The 13,664-nt window shown below is 74.9% G+C and carries 14 protein-coding genes; 9 read left to right on the top strand and 5 right to left on the bottom strand.

Translation table 11 applies throughout. From position 1 onward, the window contains the following. Window positions 1-63 precede the first annotated feature (63 nt). The 5 genes from E1291_RS15170 to E1291_RS15190 all read left to right on the top strand — a co-directional run bounded on the left by E1291_RS15170 (window position 64) and on the right by E1291_RS15190 (window position 4,197). Window positions 64-717: an LOG family protein gene (locus E1291_RS15170; RefSeq protein ID WP_131738445.1), complete on the top strand. Its 654-nt coding sequence runs from the start codon at window positions 64-66 to the stop codon at window positions 715-717. A 149-nt stretch (window positions 718-866) separates the two neighbouring features. Then, window positions 867-2,183, top strand: coding sequence for an alkaline phosphatase PhoX (locus tag E1291_RS15175; RefSeq protein WP_131738446.1), 1,317 nt, complete (start codon window positions 867-869; stop codon window positions 2,181-2,183). Between the two features lie 505 nt (window positions 2,184-2,688). After that, complete coding sequence (locus tag E1291_RS15180) at window positions 2,689-3,150, top strand: hypothetical protein (protein WP_131738447.1); 462 nt, start codon at window positions 2,689-2,691, stop codon at window positions 3,148-3,150. After that, the gene (locus E1291_RS15185) at window positions 3,147-3,590 is read left to right on the top strand and encodes an SRPBCC family protein (protein WP_242614165.1); all 444 of its coding nucleotides are present in this window, start codon (window positions 3,147-3,149) and stop codon (window positions 3,588-3,590) included. Before E1291_RS15180 ends, E1291_RS15185 begins: the two co-directional genes overlap by 4 nt. Before the next feature lie 31 nt (window positions 3,591-3,621). After that, on the top strand, window positions 3,622-4,197 hold the full coding sequence (locus E1291_RS15190; RefSeq protein ID WP_131738448.1) for a DNA-3-methyladenine glycosylase I: 576 nt from the start codon (window positions 3,622-3,624) through the stop codon (window positions 4,195-4,197). A 44-nt stretch (window positions 4,198-4,241) separates the two neighbouring features. Here the strand turns inward: E1291_RS15190 and E1291_RS15195 are convergent, their stop codons facing one another. From E1291_RS15195 to E1291_RS15205, 3 genes are all read right to left on the bottom strand, one after another. Further along, window positions 4,242-6,833, bottom strand: a complete 2,592-nt coding sequence (locus E1291_RS15195; RefSeq protein ID WP_131738449.1) for an FtsX-like permease family protein — start codon at window positions 6,831-6,833, stop codon at window positions 4,242-4,244. A gap of 3 nt (window positions 6,834-6,836) precedes the next feature. Continuing rightward, window positions 6,837-7,604, bottom strand: a complete 768-nt coding sequence (locus E1291_RS15200; protein WP_131738458.1) for an ABC transporter ATP-binding protein — start codon at window positions 7,602-7,604, stop codon at window positions 6,837-6,839. Window positions 7,605-7,718: 114 nt separating this feature from the next. Beyond that, entirely contained in the window at window positions 7,719-8,504 is a 786-nt protein-coding gene (locus tag E1291_RS15205; protein WP_131738450.1) for an enoyl-CoA hydratase-related protein, read from the bottom strand. A 353-nt stretch (window positions 8,505-8,857) separates the two neighbouring features. Here E1291_RS15205 and E1291_RS15210 point away from each other — a divergent pair, with 353 nt between their 5' ends. Next, entirely contained in the window at window positions 8,858-9,025 is a 168-nt protein-coding gene (locus tag E1291_RS15210; protein WP_131738451.1) for a DUF3117 domain-containing protein, read from the top strand. A gap of 194 nt (window positions 9,026-9,219) precedes the next feature. Continuing rightward, entirely contained in the window at window positions 9,220-10,680 is a 1,461-nt protein-coding gene (locus E1291_RS15215; RefSeq protein WP_131738452.1) for a leucyl aminopeptidase family protein, read from the top strand. A gap of 9 nt (window positions 10,681-10,689) precedes the next feature. On the opposite strand, the gene E1291_RS15220 is transcribed toward E1291_RS15215, so the two are convergent. After that, a complete protein-coding gene (locus tag E1291_RS15220; RefSeq protein WP_242614166.1) occupies window positions 10,690-11,304 on the bottom strand; it encodes a hypothetical protein in 615 nt (204 codons plus the stop codon). An 18-nt stretch (window positions 11,305-11,322) separates the two neighbouring features. Beyond that, window positions 11,323-11,925, bottom strand: coding sequence for an O-methyltransferase (locus E1291_RS15225; protein ID WP_242614167.1), 603 nt, complete (start codon window positions 11,923-11,925; stop codon window positions 11,323-11,325). Between the two features lie 263 nt (window positions 11,926-12,188). Between E1291_RS15225 and sigE the strand changes: the two genes are divergently transcribed. Together sigE and E1291_RS15235 are read left to right on the top strand one after the other, a co-directional pair. Beyond that, a complete protein-coding gene (gene sigE, locus E1291_RS15230; RefSeq protein ID WP_242614168.1) occupies window positions 12,189-12,881 on the top strand; it encodes an RNA polymerase sigma factor SigE in 693 nt (230 codons plus the stop codon). Between the two features lie 58 nt (window positions 12,882-12,939). Then, window positions 12,940-13,575, top strand: a complete 636-nt coding sequence (locus E1291_RS15235; RefSeq protein ID WP_131738454.1) for an anti-sigma factor family protein — start codon at window positions 12,940-12,942, stop codon at window positions 13,573-13,575. Window positions 13,576-13,664: the final 89 nt, after the last annotated feature.

The following is a 13,664-nucleotide window of genomic DNA, read 5'->3' on the forward strand; positions in this document are numbered from 1 at the left end:
AGCGTTCCTCGAGCGTCCTGCGGGCCGTCCCCAGTCCAGCGAGACCGAGGTGGAAACCGCGCGATGCCCGACCCCGCCCGTCCTTCGCCGTCGTCGAGCCCGCCGAATGATCCCCCGCCGAGCGGACCCGGCCTGGCGGTGTGCGTCTTCTGCGCCTCCAGCACCCGGATCGACCGGGTCCACGTCGACCTCGCCGCCGAGGTCGGCGCCGAACTGGCCCGCCGCGGGCACAGCCTGGTCAGCGGCGGCGCCCAGGTCTCGTGCATGGGCGCCGTCGCCCGCGCCGCGCGGGCCGGCGGCGCGCGGACCGTCGGAGTGATCCCCGAGGCGCTGGTCAGCGTCGAGATCTCCGACGAGGACAACCACGACCTCGTCGTCACCCCCGACATGCGGTCCCGCAAGGGCGAGATGGACCGCCGCAGCGACGCCTTCCTCATCCTGCCCGGCGGCATCGGCACCCTGGAGGAGCTGTTCGAGATCTGGACGGCCCGCGTCCTCGGCATGCACGACAAGCCGGTGGTCGTCCTCGACCCGTCCGGCGTGTACGACCCGCTGCGCGAGCTGATGTCGCGGCTCACCGAGCAGGGCTTCGCCCGTCCGAAGATCTTCGACGCCCTCGGCTGGACGGGCTCGGTCACCGAGGCGTTCGATCTCCTGGAGCGCCCCCGCCCGGCCGTCACCGCCACCGCCGAGGACTACGCCGAAGCCGAACCCTGATCGTGCGGACGGGGTCACCCGGCGTGGCCGGCGGGATCGAAAAGCAAGATTGCCCTGGGGGTTTGCCGATCTGCGGACGTTCGTTCACCGTCGGTTCAGGGTCGCGCACAAGGCTCCCGCGTGATCCCATCACGTTCGAAGGAGAGCCCATGTCCGTGTCCCGTCGCGGTGTCGTGAAGGGCGGCGCGGCCGGCGCGCTGTCCATCGCGCTGGCCGGAAGCCTCGATTCGATCTTCCAGACGTCCGCGGGAGCCGACGTCGGCGAGGCCTACGGCTACGGCCCGCTGATCCCCGACCCCAAGGGCGTTCTCGACCTGCCCGAGGGCTTTTCTTACAAGACGCTGTCGGTGGAGGGCGACCCGATCTCCAACGGCGTCGTCGTGCCCGGCCACCACGACGGGACGGCCACGTTCCCGGGGAGCAAGCCGGAGAACATCCGGCTGGTGCGCAACCACGAGCAGAGCAACAACGGGACCCGCGCCGTCGCGCCGCCCGAGCTGACCTACGACCCGGCGGCCAACGGCGGCACCTCGACCCTTGAGGTCGACAAGGACGGCAACCTCATCTCCCAGTACGTGAGCCTCGCCGGCACCGCCACCAACTGCGCCGGCGGCCGCACCCCCTGGGGCACCTGGCTGACCTGCGAGGAGACCGAGGGCTTCACCGGCCAGACCAAGAGCCACGGCTGGGTCTTCGAGGTCGACCCGCACGGCAAGCGGACCAAGCCCGTCCCGCTGACCGGTCTCGGCCGCTTCGCCCACGAGGCCGTCGCCGTCGACCCCAACACCCTCACCGCCTACCTGACCGAGGACGCCTCCAAGCCCTTCGGCCTGTTCTACCGGTTCCGTCCCCGCGCCCACCGCGGTGACTACCACGCCTACCAGCAGGGCGGCCGCCTGGAGGCGCTGAACGTCCGCGGCGTCCCGGACCTGTCGCTCGTCCAGGAGCCCGGCACCAAGCTGCACGCCCGCTGGGTCGCCGTCCCCGACCCCTCGGCCGCGGCCACCTCGACGCGCAAGCAGTTCGAGAACATCACCCGCAGCCAGAAGCTCGAGGGCGCCTGGTGGGGTCACGGCAAGGCGTACTTCGTGTGCAGCTTCTCGAAGAAGGCCGACGGCGCCGCCGCCGACCACGCCGGCCAGGTCTGGACCTACGACCCGCAGTCGAACGAGATCGAGCTGCAGCTGGTGTTCAAGCCGGGCGGCAAGTTCGACGGCCCGGACAACATCACGGTGTCCCCGTACGGCGGCGGCGTGATCCTGGCCGAGGACGGCGACGGCGAGCAGCACCTCATCGGCACCACCAAGGACAACAAGCCGTTCGCCTTCGCCCGCAACGCCTACAACGAGAGCGAGTTCACCGGCGTCACGTTCTCGCCCGACGGCCGCATCCTGTTCGCCAACCGGCAGGAGGGCCCCGGTGTGACCTTCGCGATCACCGGCCCCTGGCACAAGCTGCGCGGCTAGCTTTATTGCAATCCCGGCCCACTTCGCTCGCTTGCGCTCGCTTCGTGACCGGGCTTGTGCGAGCGCGAATCGCTTCGCGATCTTCCCGGCGGGGCTCGCCTTCGGCATTGCCCCGCCGGTCAGGTAGCACGCTCGCGTGCGGGCCGGGCTTCGTGTCCGGCTTGGGGTTCGCTTCGGCGTTGTCTCAGGCCGCGGGTTTCGTGATCGGCTGAGGCTGTCCTTTGCGACGGGGGCGGCCTCGGCTCGATCGATGTTGATCATAGTGGATCCCGGTGATCGGCCCGGGGCTGTTCTGCCCACGATGGTGGCGTGCCTGTGCGAGTGACACGGCTCCGCTCCTCGGTTTTGGACGGTGTGTTCGCGGGGTGGGACGTCGTGGTCGTGCGTCGTCGGGGCGCGGGGCGTGGCACGATCGGTGTTGCGGAGTGCGGCCGGGCGGACGGTCCGGGCGTCGCCGCGGGCCGGGGAGGTTCCCGGCCGGAGGCGGACAGATCGGAGCGCGATCGTGGTTGTGGTCCTCGTCCTGGCGGGCGTGGCCGTGCTGGGCGCCGTCGTCGTGCTCGCCATGGGCCGGGGCGGCGGGCTCGCCGAGGTGCACCCCGACTATCCGCCGCTGCCGCTGTCGGACCCGCGGCGCGTCACCGGGCCCGAGGTGGCCTTCCTCCGCCTGCCGCGCGCCACGTGGGGCTACCAGGTCGCCGTGACGGACGAGGCCCTGCACTACCTCGCGCACGCCCTGACCGAGCGGGACGCGCGGGTCGTCGCGCTCCAGCAGCAGGTGGACGACCTGCGCGAACGGCTGGGAGAGCCCGCCGAGCCCCAGCAGGTCGGTGCCCTGCACGGCATTCAGGAGCCGGTCGCGGTGAACGGGTCGCCGACCGGCCCGCCGCTGCCGTCGCCCGGTCCGGGCGCGGCCGAGGGCGGCGAGGACGAGCCGGGCCGCGCAACGGGGGAACAGCACCCGTGAGCGCTTTGAGCACGGTGGCCGTGCACGTGGAGGCGGCCTCGGACGCCTCGCCCGAGCGCCTGTTCGAGGTCCTGACCGACTGGCCGCGGCACGCCGAGTGGATGCCGTTCACCCGCGCGGAGGGCGGCCACGAGGCCGGTGCCCCGCTGGAGGCGTGGACGGGCGCCGGGCCCTTCGGGTTCCTGGACACCATGGTGATCACCGACTGGCGGCCCGGCCGCCGTGTCGCCGTCCGGCACACCGGCCGGGTGGTGCGCGGCGAGGCGTGGTTCGAGATCTTCCCGCTCGGGCCGGGGGCCCGCATCGTCTGGGCCGAGCGGGTGGACCTGCCGCTCGGGGTGCTCGGCCGCGCCGGGTGGCTGGCCGCGGGGCCCGTCGTGCGGGCGTTCATGGGGGTCGGGCTGCGGCGGCTGTGCCGCCTGGCGGGCACCGCCGGATAGGTCTGTCGGCGGCATGCGGTAGAACGGGCCGGTGAGCACCGCGATCCGAGGCGAGGACGGGCTGGCCCGCTGCCCGTGGGGAGTGTCGGCCCCCGACTACGTCGCCTATCACGACGAAGAGTGGGGCCGTCCCGTCCGCGACGACCAGGGCCTCTACGAGCGGCTCTGCCTGGAGGCGTTCCAGTCGGGGCTGTCGTGGCTGACGATCCTGCGCAAGCGCGAGGGCTTCCGGGCGGCCTTCCACGGCTTCGACCCCGAGAAGGTCGCCGCGTTCGGCCCGGACGACGTCGAGCGGCTGATGGCCGACGCCGCGATCGTCCGGAACCGCGCCAAGATCGAGGCGGCCGTCGCCAACGCCCGCGCCGCCCTCGACCTCCCGGGCGGCCTCGCCGCGACCGTGTGGCGCCATGCCGACCCGGACGCCCCCGGCCACCGCGACACGGGCGACGTCCCCGCCATGACGGACGGGTCCAAGGCGCTGGCCAAGGAGCTGAAGCGCGACGGCTTCCGCTTCATCGGCCCCACCACGGCCTACGCCCTGATGCAGGCGTGCGGCCTCGTGGACGACCACCTGATCGGATGCCACCGCCGGGGCGCCTACCGGTGACCCGGTAGGCGCCCCGGCGACGGCCGTCCGCCGCGGCAGTGCCCTCATTCGGCCTTCGCGGCCTCCAGGATGGGCACCGCCGCGGCGCGCCGGGCCGGCAGCGCCGACGTCGTCAGGGCGACGGCGGCGGCGCCCGCGGCGACCAGCGGGAACAGCCACCACGGCGGGACGGGCCGCAGGAACGAGCTGCCCGTGGCCAGGTGCATCAGCGTGACGCTGCCGACCGCGACGCCGAGGCCGAGCAGGCAGCCGAGCAGCACGACGGTTGCCGCCTCCCAGCGGACGATGGCGCGGATCTGCCCGGCGGTGGCGCCGACCGCGCCGAGCAGGCCGAACTCGCGGGTCCGCTCGCCGACGCTCATCGACACGGTGGTCGCCATCCCGAACAGGGCGAGCACGAGCGACATGCCGATGAACCCGTAGACGACCCGCATCCCCTTCGTCATCGACCCGGCCGCGAGCTTCGTGTAGGCGCCCTTGTCGTGCACCTTGGCCACCGGGACGTCCGCCACGGCGCGGGCGAGGGCCTCCCGGGTGCCGCCGCGGGCCAGGACGGCCCGCGTGGCGGCGTCGGGGTCGAGGCGGTCCATGGTGACGGGGTCGACGATGGCCTGGTCGGCGAACAGGTGGGACGGGTCGTGGTAGAAGCCCGCGATCCGCAGCGTCACCCGGCCGCGGGCGCCGCCGACGACGATCCGCTGGCCCTTGTGGAACCGCTGCGCGTCCCGGACGCTGCCGCTGAGGCCGATCTCGCCGGGCGCGAGCGGGCGCAGCCGGCCGCCGAGGTGCAGCACCTTCGGCAGCGCGGCCTGGTCGGCGCCGGTCACGGTGATGTAGTACGGGTCCGGTTCGTCCTCGTCCGCGAGCCTCCGGGGCGCCGGGGCGACGAGCTTGACGTCGGTGCCGGTGAGGGCCGTGGCCGCGGTCACGCCGGGGGCGCGGGCGACCCGGGCGGTCACGTCCCGGGGGAGCGGCGCGGGCCCGTTGGAGGTCTGGCCGGTCGCGGCGACGGCGTGCTCGGCCAGCATCACCTGCCGTCCCGTCTCGGCGAACCGGCCGTTCGCCGACAGGACCATGAGCGCGGTCGTGCCGACCAGCGCGACGGCCAGCATGAGCGAGGAGGCGGCGGACGAGACGCGGCGCGGGCTGCGGGTGATCGTGGCGCGGGCGAGCCGCCCGGCCTCGCCGTCGACCGCCATGCCGAGCCGCCCGACCAGCCCGCCGAGCGGGCCGACGAGGAACGGGGCGAGGACGGCGAGCGCGCCGACCAGGGCCATCGACCCCATGACGATCATCATGCAGACGCCGAGGGTGCGGTCGGGGCCGGGCGCCTCCTCGTGCTTCATCAGGGGCACCATGCCGTAGAACAGGCAGGCGTGCCCGAGGATCACCAGCGCGCCGACCAGCCGCGGCCAGCGGCGTCCCCCCGTCTCGGTGGCCGACACCCGCAGCGCCCGCATCGGGGAGATCCGCGAGGCCCGGCGGGCCGCGCGCCAGGCGGCGGCCTGGGTGACCGCGATGCCGGCGGCGGCGGGCACCGCGAGCGCGACCCAGCCGAACTGCGGGTCGCCCGCCGACAGGTCGAAGCCGTCCGCGGCGAACAGCCCGGTGAGCAGCGCCGACAGCGGGTAGCCGAGCAGCACGCCGCCGATCGAGGCGACCACCCCGAGGGCCAGCGCCTCGAACCTGATCAGCCGCTTGAGCTGGCCGGGCGTGGCGCCGATGGCGCTGAGCAGCGCCAGCCGCCGGGTCCGCTGCCGGACGAGGGCACCGAAGGTGTTGGCCACGACGAACAGGCCGGTGAACACCGCGAGCGAGGCCAGCACGCCGATGGAGCCGCCGAGCGAGGTGCCGCTGGAGCGCACGTCGTCGGACTGCGCCCGGCGCACCTTCGCCGCGTCCTGCACGGTGACCGCGGGCCCGCCGCGCAGCTCGCGGGCGAGCCGCTCGCGCAGCGCGGCGGGCCGGACGCCGGGGGCGGCCTCCACCCAGACGCTCTCCCAGGTCCCGGCGGGCAGCCCGGCGGCCCGCCGGACGGTCTCCGGCGTCGCCAGCACGAGGTCGCCGCCCGCGACGGCGCTGTGCCCCTGGACGGTGACGACCCCCACCACCCGCATCTCGCGCGTCTCGCGGGTCAGCATCACCTTCATGGTGTCGCCGGGGCGCACCTTCCCGGCGCGCGCCACGTGCCGGGTCACGGCGATCTCGCCGGGGGCGGCGGGCGCGCGGCCCGAGGCCAGGTGGTAGGCGTTCAGCCGGCCGTCGGACGGCCAGGGCCGCAGCCAGGTGCCGGCCCCGGCGGGCGGTGTGATCGTGGCGCCGTTCCGGCCGGCCGCCGTCACCGGGACGAGGGCGTCCCCGGAGACGGCCGCGACGCCGGGCCGCCCGGCGACGCGGTTCAGCGCGACGCGGCCGTTCGGCGCCGCGTACAGGTCGTCGGGCTCGGTGGTCCCACCGCGGACCAGGAGGTCCGCGGTGGCGTACTCGCTGGCGTCGCTGCCCGCCAGCGCGTCCTGCGCGCGCATCGTGAACTGGATGGATCCGGCGATCAGCCCGATCGAGAACAGGGCCGCGAGCAGCGTGGCGGTCAGCCGCACCCAGCCCTCGGCGAAGGAGCGCCTGGCGATGAGCCACATCGGTCAGCCCTCCATCCGGCGCATCACGGCGTGCACCCGGTCGCTGGTGGGCCGGGCCAGCTCGTCCACGATCGTCCCGTCGGCGAGGAACAGCACCCGGTCGGCGTGCGCGGCGGCGGCGGGATCGTGGGTGACCATGATCACGGTCTGCCGGTAGCGGTCCACGGCCGTCCGCAGGAAGCCCAGCACCTCGGCGCCCGAGCGGGAGTCGAGGTTGCCGGTCGGCTCGTCGGCGAACAGGACCTCGGGGCGAGTGAGCAGCGCCCGCGCCACCGCGACGCGCTGCTGCTGCCCGCCCGACAGCTCGCTCGGACGGTGCGACAGCCGCCCGCGCAGGCCGAGCGCGTCCACGATCGCGTCGAACCACTCCTGGTCGGCGCGGCGGTTGCCGAGCCGGCCGGTGAGCCGGATGTTCTCCTCGGCGGTCAGCATCGGCAGCAGGTTGAACGACTGGAAGACGAAGCCGAGCCGGTCGCGGCGCAGCCGGGTGAGCCGGGTCCGCGACAGCCGGGTGATCTCCACGCCGCCGATCAGCACGGACCCCGAGGTGACGGTGTCCAGCCCGGCGAGGCAGTGCAGGAAGGTCGACTTGCCCGACCCCGACGGGCCCATGATCGCGGTGAACTGGCCGCGGGCGAAGGCGGCCGAGACGCCGCGCAGCGCGGTGACCGCGCCGTCCCCCGTCCCGTACGACTTGACGACCGCGGAGGCGATGGCGACGTGCTCGTGAGGGTTCTCGTGAAAGTGGGTCGCCGGCGCTGCGGCGGTCATCTCGGGCATGCCCACAAGACAACCGCCGCGCGGCCGCGGGCACACTGGCGCGGTCTGTAGACCCTGGGGTGGGGGTAGCCCCAGCCCCCCGGGGCGGGGGACGGGCGCGCGGCCTCAGCGGCCCTCGAACACCGGCTGTTCCTTCTTCAGGAACGCCTCGGTGGCGTTGTGGTGATCGGTGGTCTTCTCGCACAGGTCCTGGAGGACGGCCTCCTTCTCCAGCGCGGACGCCAGATCGCTCGTGGCCGCGTGGTCCAGGGCCGCCTTGACCGCGCCATAGGAGACCGTCGGCCCGGCCGCCAGCCGCCGTGCCAGCTCCACGGAGGCGGATGCCAGCTCGTCCGCCGGGACGACCCGCCCCACCAGGCCGAGCTCCAGCGCCTCGGGGGCCTTGACCGGCTCGCCCAGCAGCAGCAGCTCGGCCGCCTTGGCGCGGCCCACGAGCCGTTGCAGCGTCCACGACATGCCGCTGTCGGGCGCGAGCCCGATCCCGGTGAACGCGGTGGCGAAGCGGGCCTTGTCGGACGCGACGACCAGGTCGCACGCGAACGCCAGGGACGCCCCGGCGCCCGCCGCCACGCCGTTCACCGCCGCCACCACGGGCTTGGGCATCCCCGCGAGCGCCAGCACGATCGGGTTGTAGTGCCTGCGGACCGTGCCGTCCAGGCCCCGGCCCGCGGCCAGGTTGTCGCCGTGCTCGCGCAGGTCCTGCCCGGCGCAGAACGCCCGTCCCGCACCCGTGAGGATCACCGCCCGCGCGGACGCGTCGGCGGCGGCGCGCTCGACCGCCGCGCGCAGCGCCTCCTTCATCTCGGCCGTCAGCGAGTTCATCGCGTCCGGACGGTTGAGTGTGATAGTTCCCACACCATCGGTCACGTCGTACAGCACGGTTCCGGGCATCCGCGTCCTCTCGATCCGCTGGAGATCCTCCCAGGAAACCATCGGGGAACCGGGCGCCGCGGACAAGGGTCGTGCCGTCCCGGTGCCGCGCGGACGCCCCGTCCGGACCCGGGGTTTTCGGGACCGCTCCAGCCATTCCCGGCGCGCTCTCGAAGACGGTTCGGAAGCGGCCCGGACGGCACCGAAAGGGCATTCCCGAACGCGGTCTCCCGATCTGGAGGCTGATCGTTACCACTTCGCGCCCGGGAGACGAGATAATGGACCACTACTGATGACGCGGATGCGACAGGCGGCCACGCGGCCAACGGTGCCCGGAGGCCCCACGCGGCCCTAGGCAGGAAGGGGATGCACGCATGGCGGCGATGAAGCCGCGGACGGGAGACGGTCCGCTCGAAGTGACCAAGGAGGGGCGCGGAATCGTCATGCGGGTCCCGCTCGAGGGCGGCGGCCGCCTTGTGGTCGAGCTCTCCCCCGACGAGGCCAAGGAGCTCGGCGAGGCCCTCAAGGACGTCGTGGGCTGACGCTCCGCCGCTCCGGCTCGAGGTGACGGTCCCGGCGGCATCGCCGGGGCCCTCGCCGTTCCCGGGCCCTCCCGCCCGACCCGGCCCAGCACAGCACGACCCGGCACAGCACCATCCGGCAGCATGATCCGGCACAGCATGATCCGGCGGGTCCCGCTCCCGCCCGGCGCACCGACCGAGGGAGACCGACCGCCATGCCCATCGAGACCCGCATCCACGGCGCCGGCGGCACCGTGTCGCAGACCGCGGTCGAGATCGGGGCGGAGGTGGTCGCGGTGCCCGTCGGGTCCGGGCCCGTCGCGCCGGACGCCGAGGTCGCCGCGTCGCTGCCCTTCTCGCTCGACGAGCTGCTGGCCCTGCACACGGCCAAGGGCGACCCGGGCGAGATCGTCGCGACCCAGGTCCGGATCGGCGACCGGGTCCGGGAGCTGCTGCTGTACGGGGTGGGCGAGGCGTCCCCGGCCGACCTGCGCAGGGCCGGCGCGACGCTGGCCCGCCGCGGCCGCGGCCGGAGCGCCCTCGTCGCGGCCGTGCCCGCCGGCGATCTCGCCGCGTTCACCGAGGGCGCGCTGCTGGCCTCCTACGAGTTCCGGATCGGCGCTCCGGCGCCGCGGCGCCCGCTCGGCGCGCTGGCCGTGGTCACCGAGGCGGGGCCGGAGGCCGGCGCCGCCGCGATCGGGCGCGGCACGGCCCGCGCCCGCGCCGCCGCGCTGGCCCGCGACCTCGCCAACACCCCCGCCCGCGAGAAGGACCCGTCGTGGCTCGCCGAGCAGGCCGGGCGGGTCGCCGCCGAGGCGGGCCTGACCATCCGGGTGCGGGACGAGAAGGAGCTGGCCGACGGCGGCTTCGGCGGCCTGCTGGCCGTCGGCGCCGGCTCGCCCCGCCCGCCCCGCCTGATCGAGCTGTCCTACCGTCCCGAGGGGACGCCGGAGCGGCACCTCGTGCTGGTCGGCAAGGGCATCACGTTCGACAGCGGCGGCCTGTCGCTCAAGCCGAACGACAACATGAAGACGATGAAGACCGACATGGCCGGCGGCGGCGTGGTCATCGCCGTCATGGGGGCGCTGCGCGCCCTCGGCGTCCGCGCCCGCGTCACCGGGCTGGTCGCCGCCGCGGAGAACATGCCGTCCGGCTCGGCCATGCGCCCCGGCGACGTGATCACCCATGTCGGCGGGACGACCTCGGAGGTGCTCAACACCGACGCCGAGGGCCGGCTCGTGCTCGCCGACGCGCTCGCCTACGCCGACGCCGAGCTCGACCCCGACGCCGTCGTGGACGTGGCGACGCTCACCGGCGCGGCGAAGGTCGCGCTCGGCCTGCGGACCGGGGCCCTGTTCAGCCCCGACGACGCCCTGGCCGGCGCGCTCACCGCGGCGGGCGCCGCGGCGGGCGAGCCGCTGTGGCGGCTGCCGCTCGTCGAGGACTACCGCGCCGCGATCGATTCCGACGTCGCCGACGTCCGCAACATCGGCCGGCCCGGCTACGGGGGCGGCGCCATCACGGCGGCGCTGTTCCTGCGCGAGTTCACGGGCGGGCGGCCCTGGGCGCACCTCGACGTGGCGGGCCCCGGCCGCGCCACCGCCGAGGACGCCGAGCTCACCCGCGGCGCCACCGGCTTCGGCACCCGGCTCCTGCTGGAGTGGCTGGCCGGCTGACCCGGCCGGTCACCGCTCGCGCCGGTCGATCACCGGGACCGGACGGCGCAGCAGGGCCTCCCGGACGATCTCCGCCACCCCCGCGTCCCAGCCGGGCCCGACCGCGAAGCACCACGGCACGGCCGCCGCCGTCGCCGGGACGTCCCGCAGGGTCAGCGCCACCAGCCGCGGCCGTTCCGCCGTGCGGGCCAGCTCCGCCAGCCCGGCCGTGGGCAGGAACACCACGCAGTCCTCCTCGCCCCGGCCGCCCGGCACGCCCCGCCGCAGCGCGGTGATCGCCGCCACGTCCGCCCAGGGCAGCAGCCGCCCGGACCGGCGGGGCAGCGGCCAGCGCGCGGGCCGCCGCACCCCCGCCGCGTCCAGCACCAGGACGGGCCGCCGCGCCGGCACGGCCCCGCCCGACACGACGAGGCCCGTCCCGAAAAGGGCGAGACCCGCCACACCGAGCAGCAGGAAGACCAGGCTGCCGGGGGTCGCCCCGCGCATCAGGGCGCCCGCGACGAAACCCGCCGAGGTCAGGGAGAGGATCAGCAGCGCCACGAGCCGCCCGGCGGCCCGCCGGGTGACCCGGTCGCGCACCGCGAACACCCCCGAGCGGTCAGGACGGTCCCCGGCGCCCGCCACGCTCCGCCCCGGCGGCGATCAGTCGCGCTTGACGGCGCACAGCAGGCCGTCGCCCACCGGGACCAGCAGCGGCACCAGCCGCTCGTCATCGCGGATCATCCGGTGCACCTCGCGGATCGCCTCGGTCGCCGGCTCGCGGTTGCCCCGGTCGGCGACCCGGTTGTCCCACAGCGCGTTGTCGAACGCCACGACCCCGCCCGGCCGCAGCAGCCGCAGCGCCGCGGTCAGGTACTCGGGGTACTCCGTCTTCACGGCGTCACAGAACACCAGGTCGTAGCCGCCGTCGGCGAGTCGCGGCAGCACCTCCAGCGCCGGGCCGATGATCATCCGGGTGCGGAACGCGCCGAGACCGGCCTCCCGGTAGGACTGCTTGGCCAGCCGCTGGTGGTCCGGCTCGATGTCGACGCTGGTGAGCACCCCGTCCGGCGGCATGCCGCGCATCAGCCAGACGCCGGACGCGCCGCAGCCCGAACCGACCTCCACGACGTTCCGCGCGCCGAGCAGGGTGGTGAGGAAGCGCAGCGCCGCCCCGCCGGCGGGCCCGATGGGCACCGCGCCGACCTCCGTGCCGCGCCGCCGGGCCTCCAGCAACGGCTCGTCTTCGGGGAGGTATTCCTCCACGTAGGCCAGGGTGGCCTGAATGGCGTCGATGGCTGCCTCCTCGCGGGACCCCCGCCTGGCTCTTGCTGGAAAGACCATATCGCTGACGGGGAACCAACTGGAGTTCCAGCGCGTTGTAACCGAGTGACGGGCCCACCACCCCTGGTGGGCTCGCCAGTGACGAGTACCAGCACCGAGTCGGTTCAGAACCGCCCCAGCCCAGGCGAGACCGTGCCGTTCCAAGGCGAAGTCCTTGGCTCACCAGAGAGGAACAGCCCGGCACCATGGGAGTCGCAGCACTGAGTTTCAGAGGCGCTGTGGGGGTCGGCCCCAGGCAGGGGCTGGGTAACGCCGCGCGCACCCGCGAGAACGCACCCGAGGCGGAATGGGCGCCGCCGTCCTGGGACGAGGTCGTCCGCGAGCACTCCACCCGCGTCTACCGCCTCGCCTACCGCCTGACCGGCAACCAGCACGACGCGGAGGACCTCACCCAGGAGGTCTTCGTCCGCGTGTTCCGTTCCCTGTCGAACTACACGCCGGGAACGTTCGAGGGCTGGCTGCACCGGATCACCACGAACCTGTTCCTCGACATGGCGCGGCGCCGCCAGCGCATCCGCTTCGAGGGCCTCGCCGACGACGCCGCCGAGCGGCTGCAGGGCCGCGAGCCCACCCCCGCGCAGGCGTTCGACGACAGCAACTTCGACGCCGACGTCCAGGCCGCCCTCGACGCCCTCGCGCCCGAGTACCGGGCCGCCGTCGTGCTCTGCGACATCGAGGGGCTGTCCTACGAGGAGATCTCCGCGACGCTGGATGTCAAACTGGGCACCGTGCGCAGCCGCATCCACCGCGGGCGCGCGCAGCTCCGCGCCGCGCTGGAGCACCGCGCGCCCACCCGGCGGCGCCCGGGGAGCCGCAACGACTACCAGACCATGGCAGCCGAGGCCGGGAGCGCCCGGCCGCAGCCGGAGGGCGTGTAAGCGTCCCTCGTGCGCGGGTGGGGCCGCGCACGATCGAACGGAACGACGAGGGAGCCGCGTGAGTTGTCTGGGGGAGCGTCTGACCGCTCTGGTCGACGGTGAGCTGGGCCACGAGGAGCGCGACCGCGCACTCGCCCATCTCGCCGGTTGCGCCCGGTGCAGGGCCGAGGCGGACGGGCTCCGCCGGCTCAAGGGCCGGCTCCGCGGGCTCGCCGACCTCCCGGCCGGCTCCGACGACGCCGCCGGCGTTCCCACCGACGACTTCCTGGCCCGGCTGCGCTCGCTGGCCGAGCCCGCCGCCGCCTCCTCCGCTCCGCCCGGCCCGTCCGGTCGGCCCGGACCCCCGGGTCCTCCGAGCCCGCCCGCCGGCCGTCCCGCCCACCCGGCCCGTCCGGGAGTCCGGCTCGGCCGCGCCCATTCGCCCCGTCCGCGCGACAACCGCCCGTCGGGTCGCGCCTCCGCCTCCGCCCACGCGCACCGCCCGAACCGCCGCTACCTCGTCGTCGGCGCCGCGACCCTGTTCATCGGGCTCGGCGCCGCCTCCTACGCCGCCGGTGGCCGCCAGGAGGCGCCCACCGTCACCCCCGCCTTCGACCGATTCGCCGTCGAGCACGCGCTGACCTCCGGCGACGCGCCGATGACCGACCCGCTCACCGACCCGGTCAACCAGATCAAGACCTCGCCGGGGCCGTGATCGCGCGGATCGCCGTCGGCCGGGCGCGGCGCCGCGCCCTGCTGGCCGGTGGGCTGGCGGGCGCCGTCGCGCTCGCCGCCGCGCTGGCC

This window comes from Actinomadura roseirufa (genome assembly GCF_900659635.1).
GTDB classification, from domain to species: domain Bacteria; phylum Actinomycetota; class Actinomycetes; order Streptosporangiales; family Streptosporangiaceae; genus Spirillospora; species Spirillospora roseirufa.

Bases quoted from the DNA above. Each gene is read 5' to 3' on its own strand.
- E1291_RS15170 (WP_131738445.1), top strand. From the start codon at position 64: ATGCCCGACCCCGCCCGTCCTTCGCCGTCGTCGAGCCCGCCGAATGAT.
- E1291_RS15175 (WP_131738446.1), top strand. From the start codon at position 867: ATGTCCGTGTCCCGTCGCGGTGTCGTGAAGGGCGGCGCGGCCGGCGCG.
- E1291_RS15195 (WP_131738449.1), bottom strand. From the start codon at position 6,833: ATGTGGCTCATCGCCAGGCGCTCCTTCGCCGAGGGCTGGGTGCGGCTG.
- E1291_RS15200 (WP_131738458.1), bottom strand. From the start codon at position 7,604: ATGACCGCCGCAGCGCCGGCGACCCACTTTCACGAGAACCCTCACGAG.
- E1291_RS15205 (WP_131738450.1), bottom strand. From the start codon at position 8,504: ATGCCCGGAACCGTGCTGTACGACGTGACCGATGGTGTGGGAACTATC.
- E1291_RS15210 (WP_131738451.1), top strand. From the start codon at position 8,858: ATGGCGGCGATGAAGCCGCGGACGGGAGACGGTCCGCTCGAAGTGACC.
- E1291_RS15215 (WP_131738452.1), top strand. From the start codon at position 9,220: ATGCCCATCGAGACCCGCATCCACGGCGCCGGCGGCACCGTGTCGCAG.
- sigE (WP_242614168.1), top strand. From the start codon at position 12,189: ATGGGAGTCGCAGCACTGAGTTTCAGAGGCGCTGTGGGGGTCGGCCCC.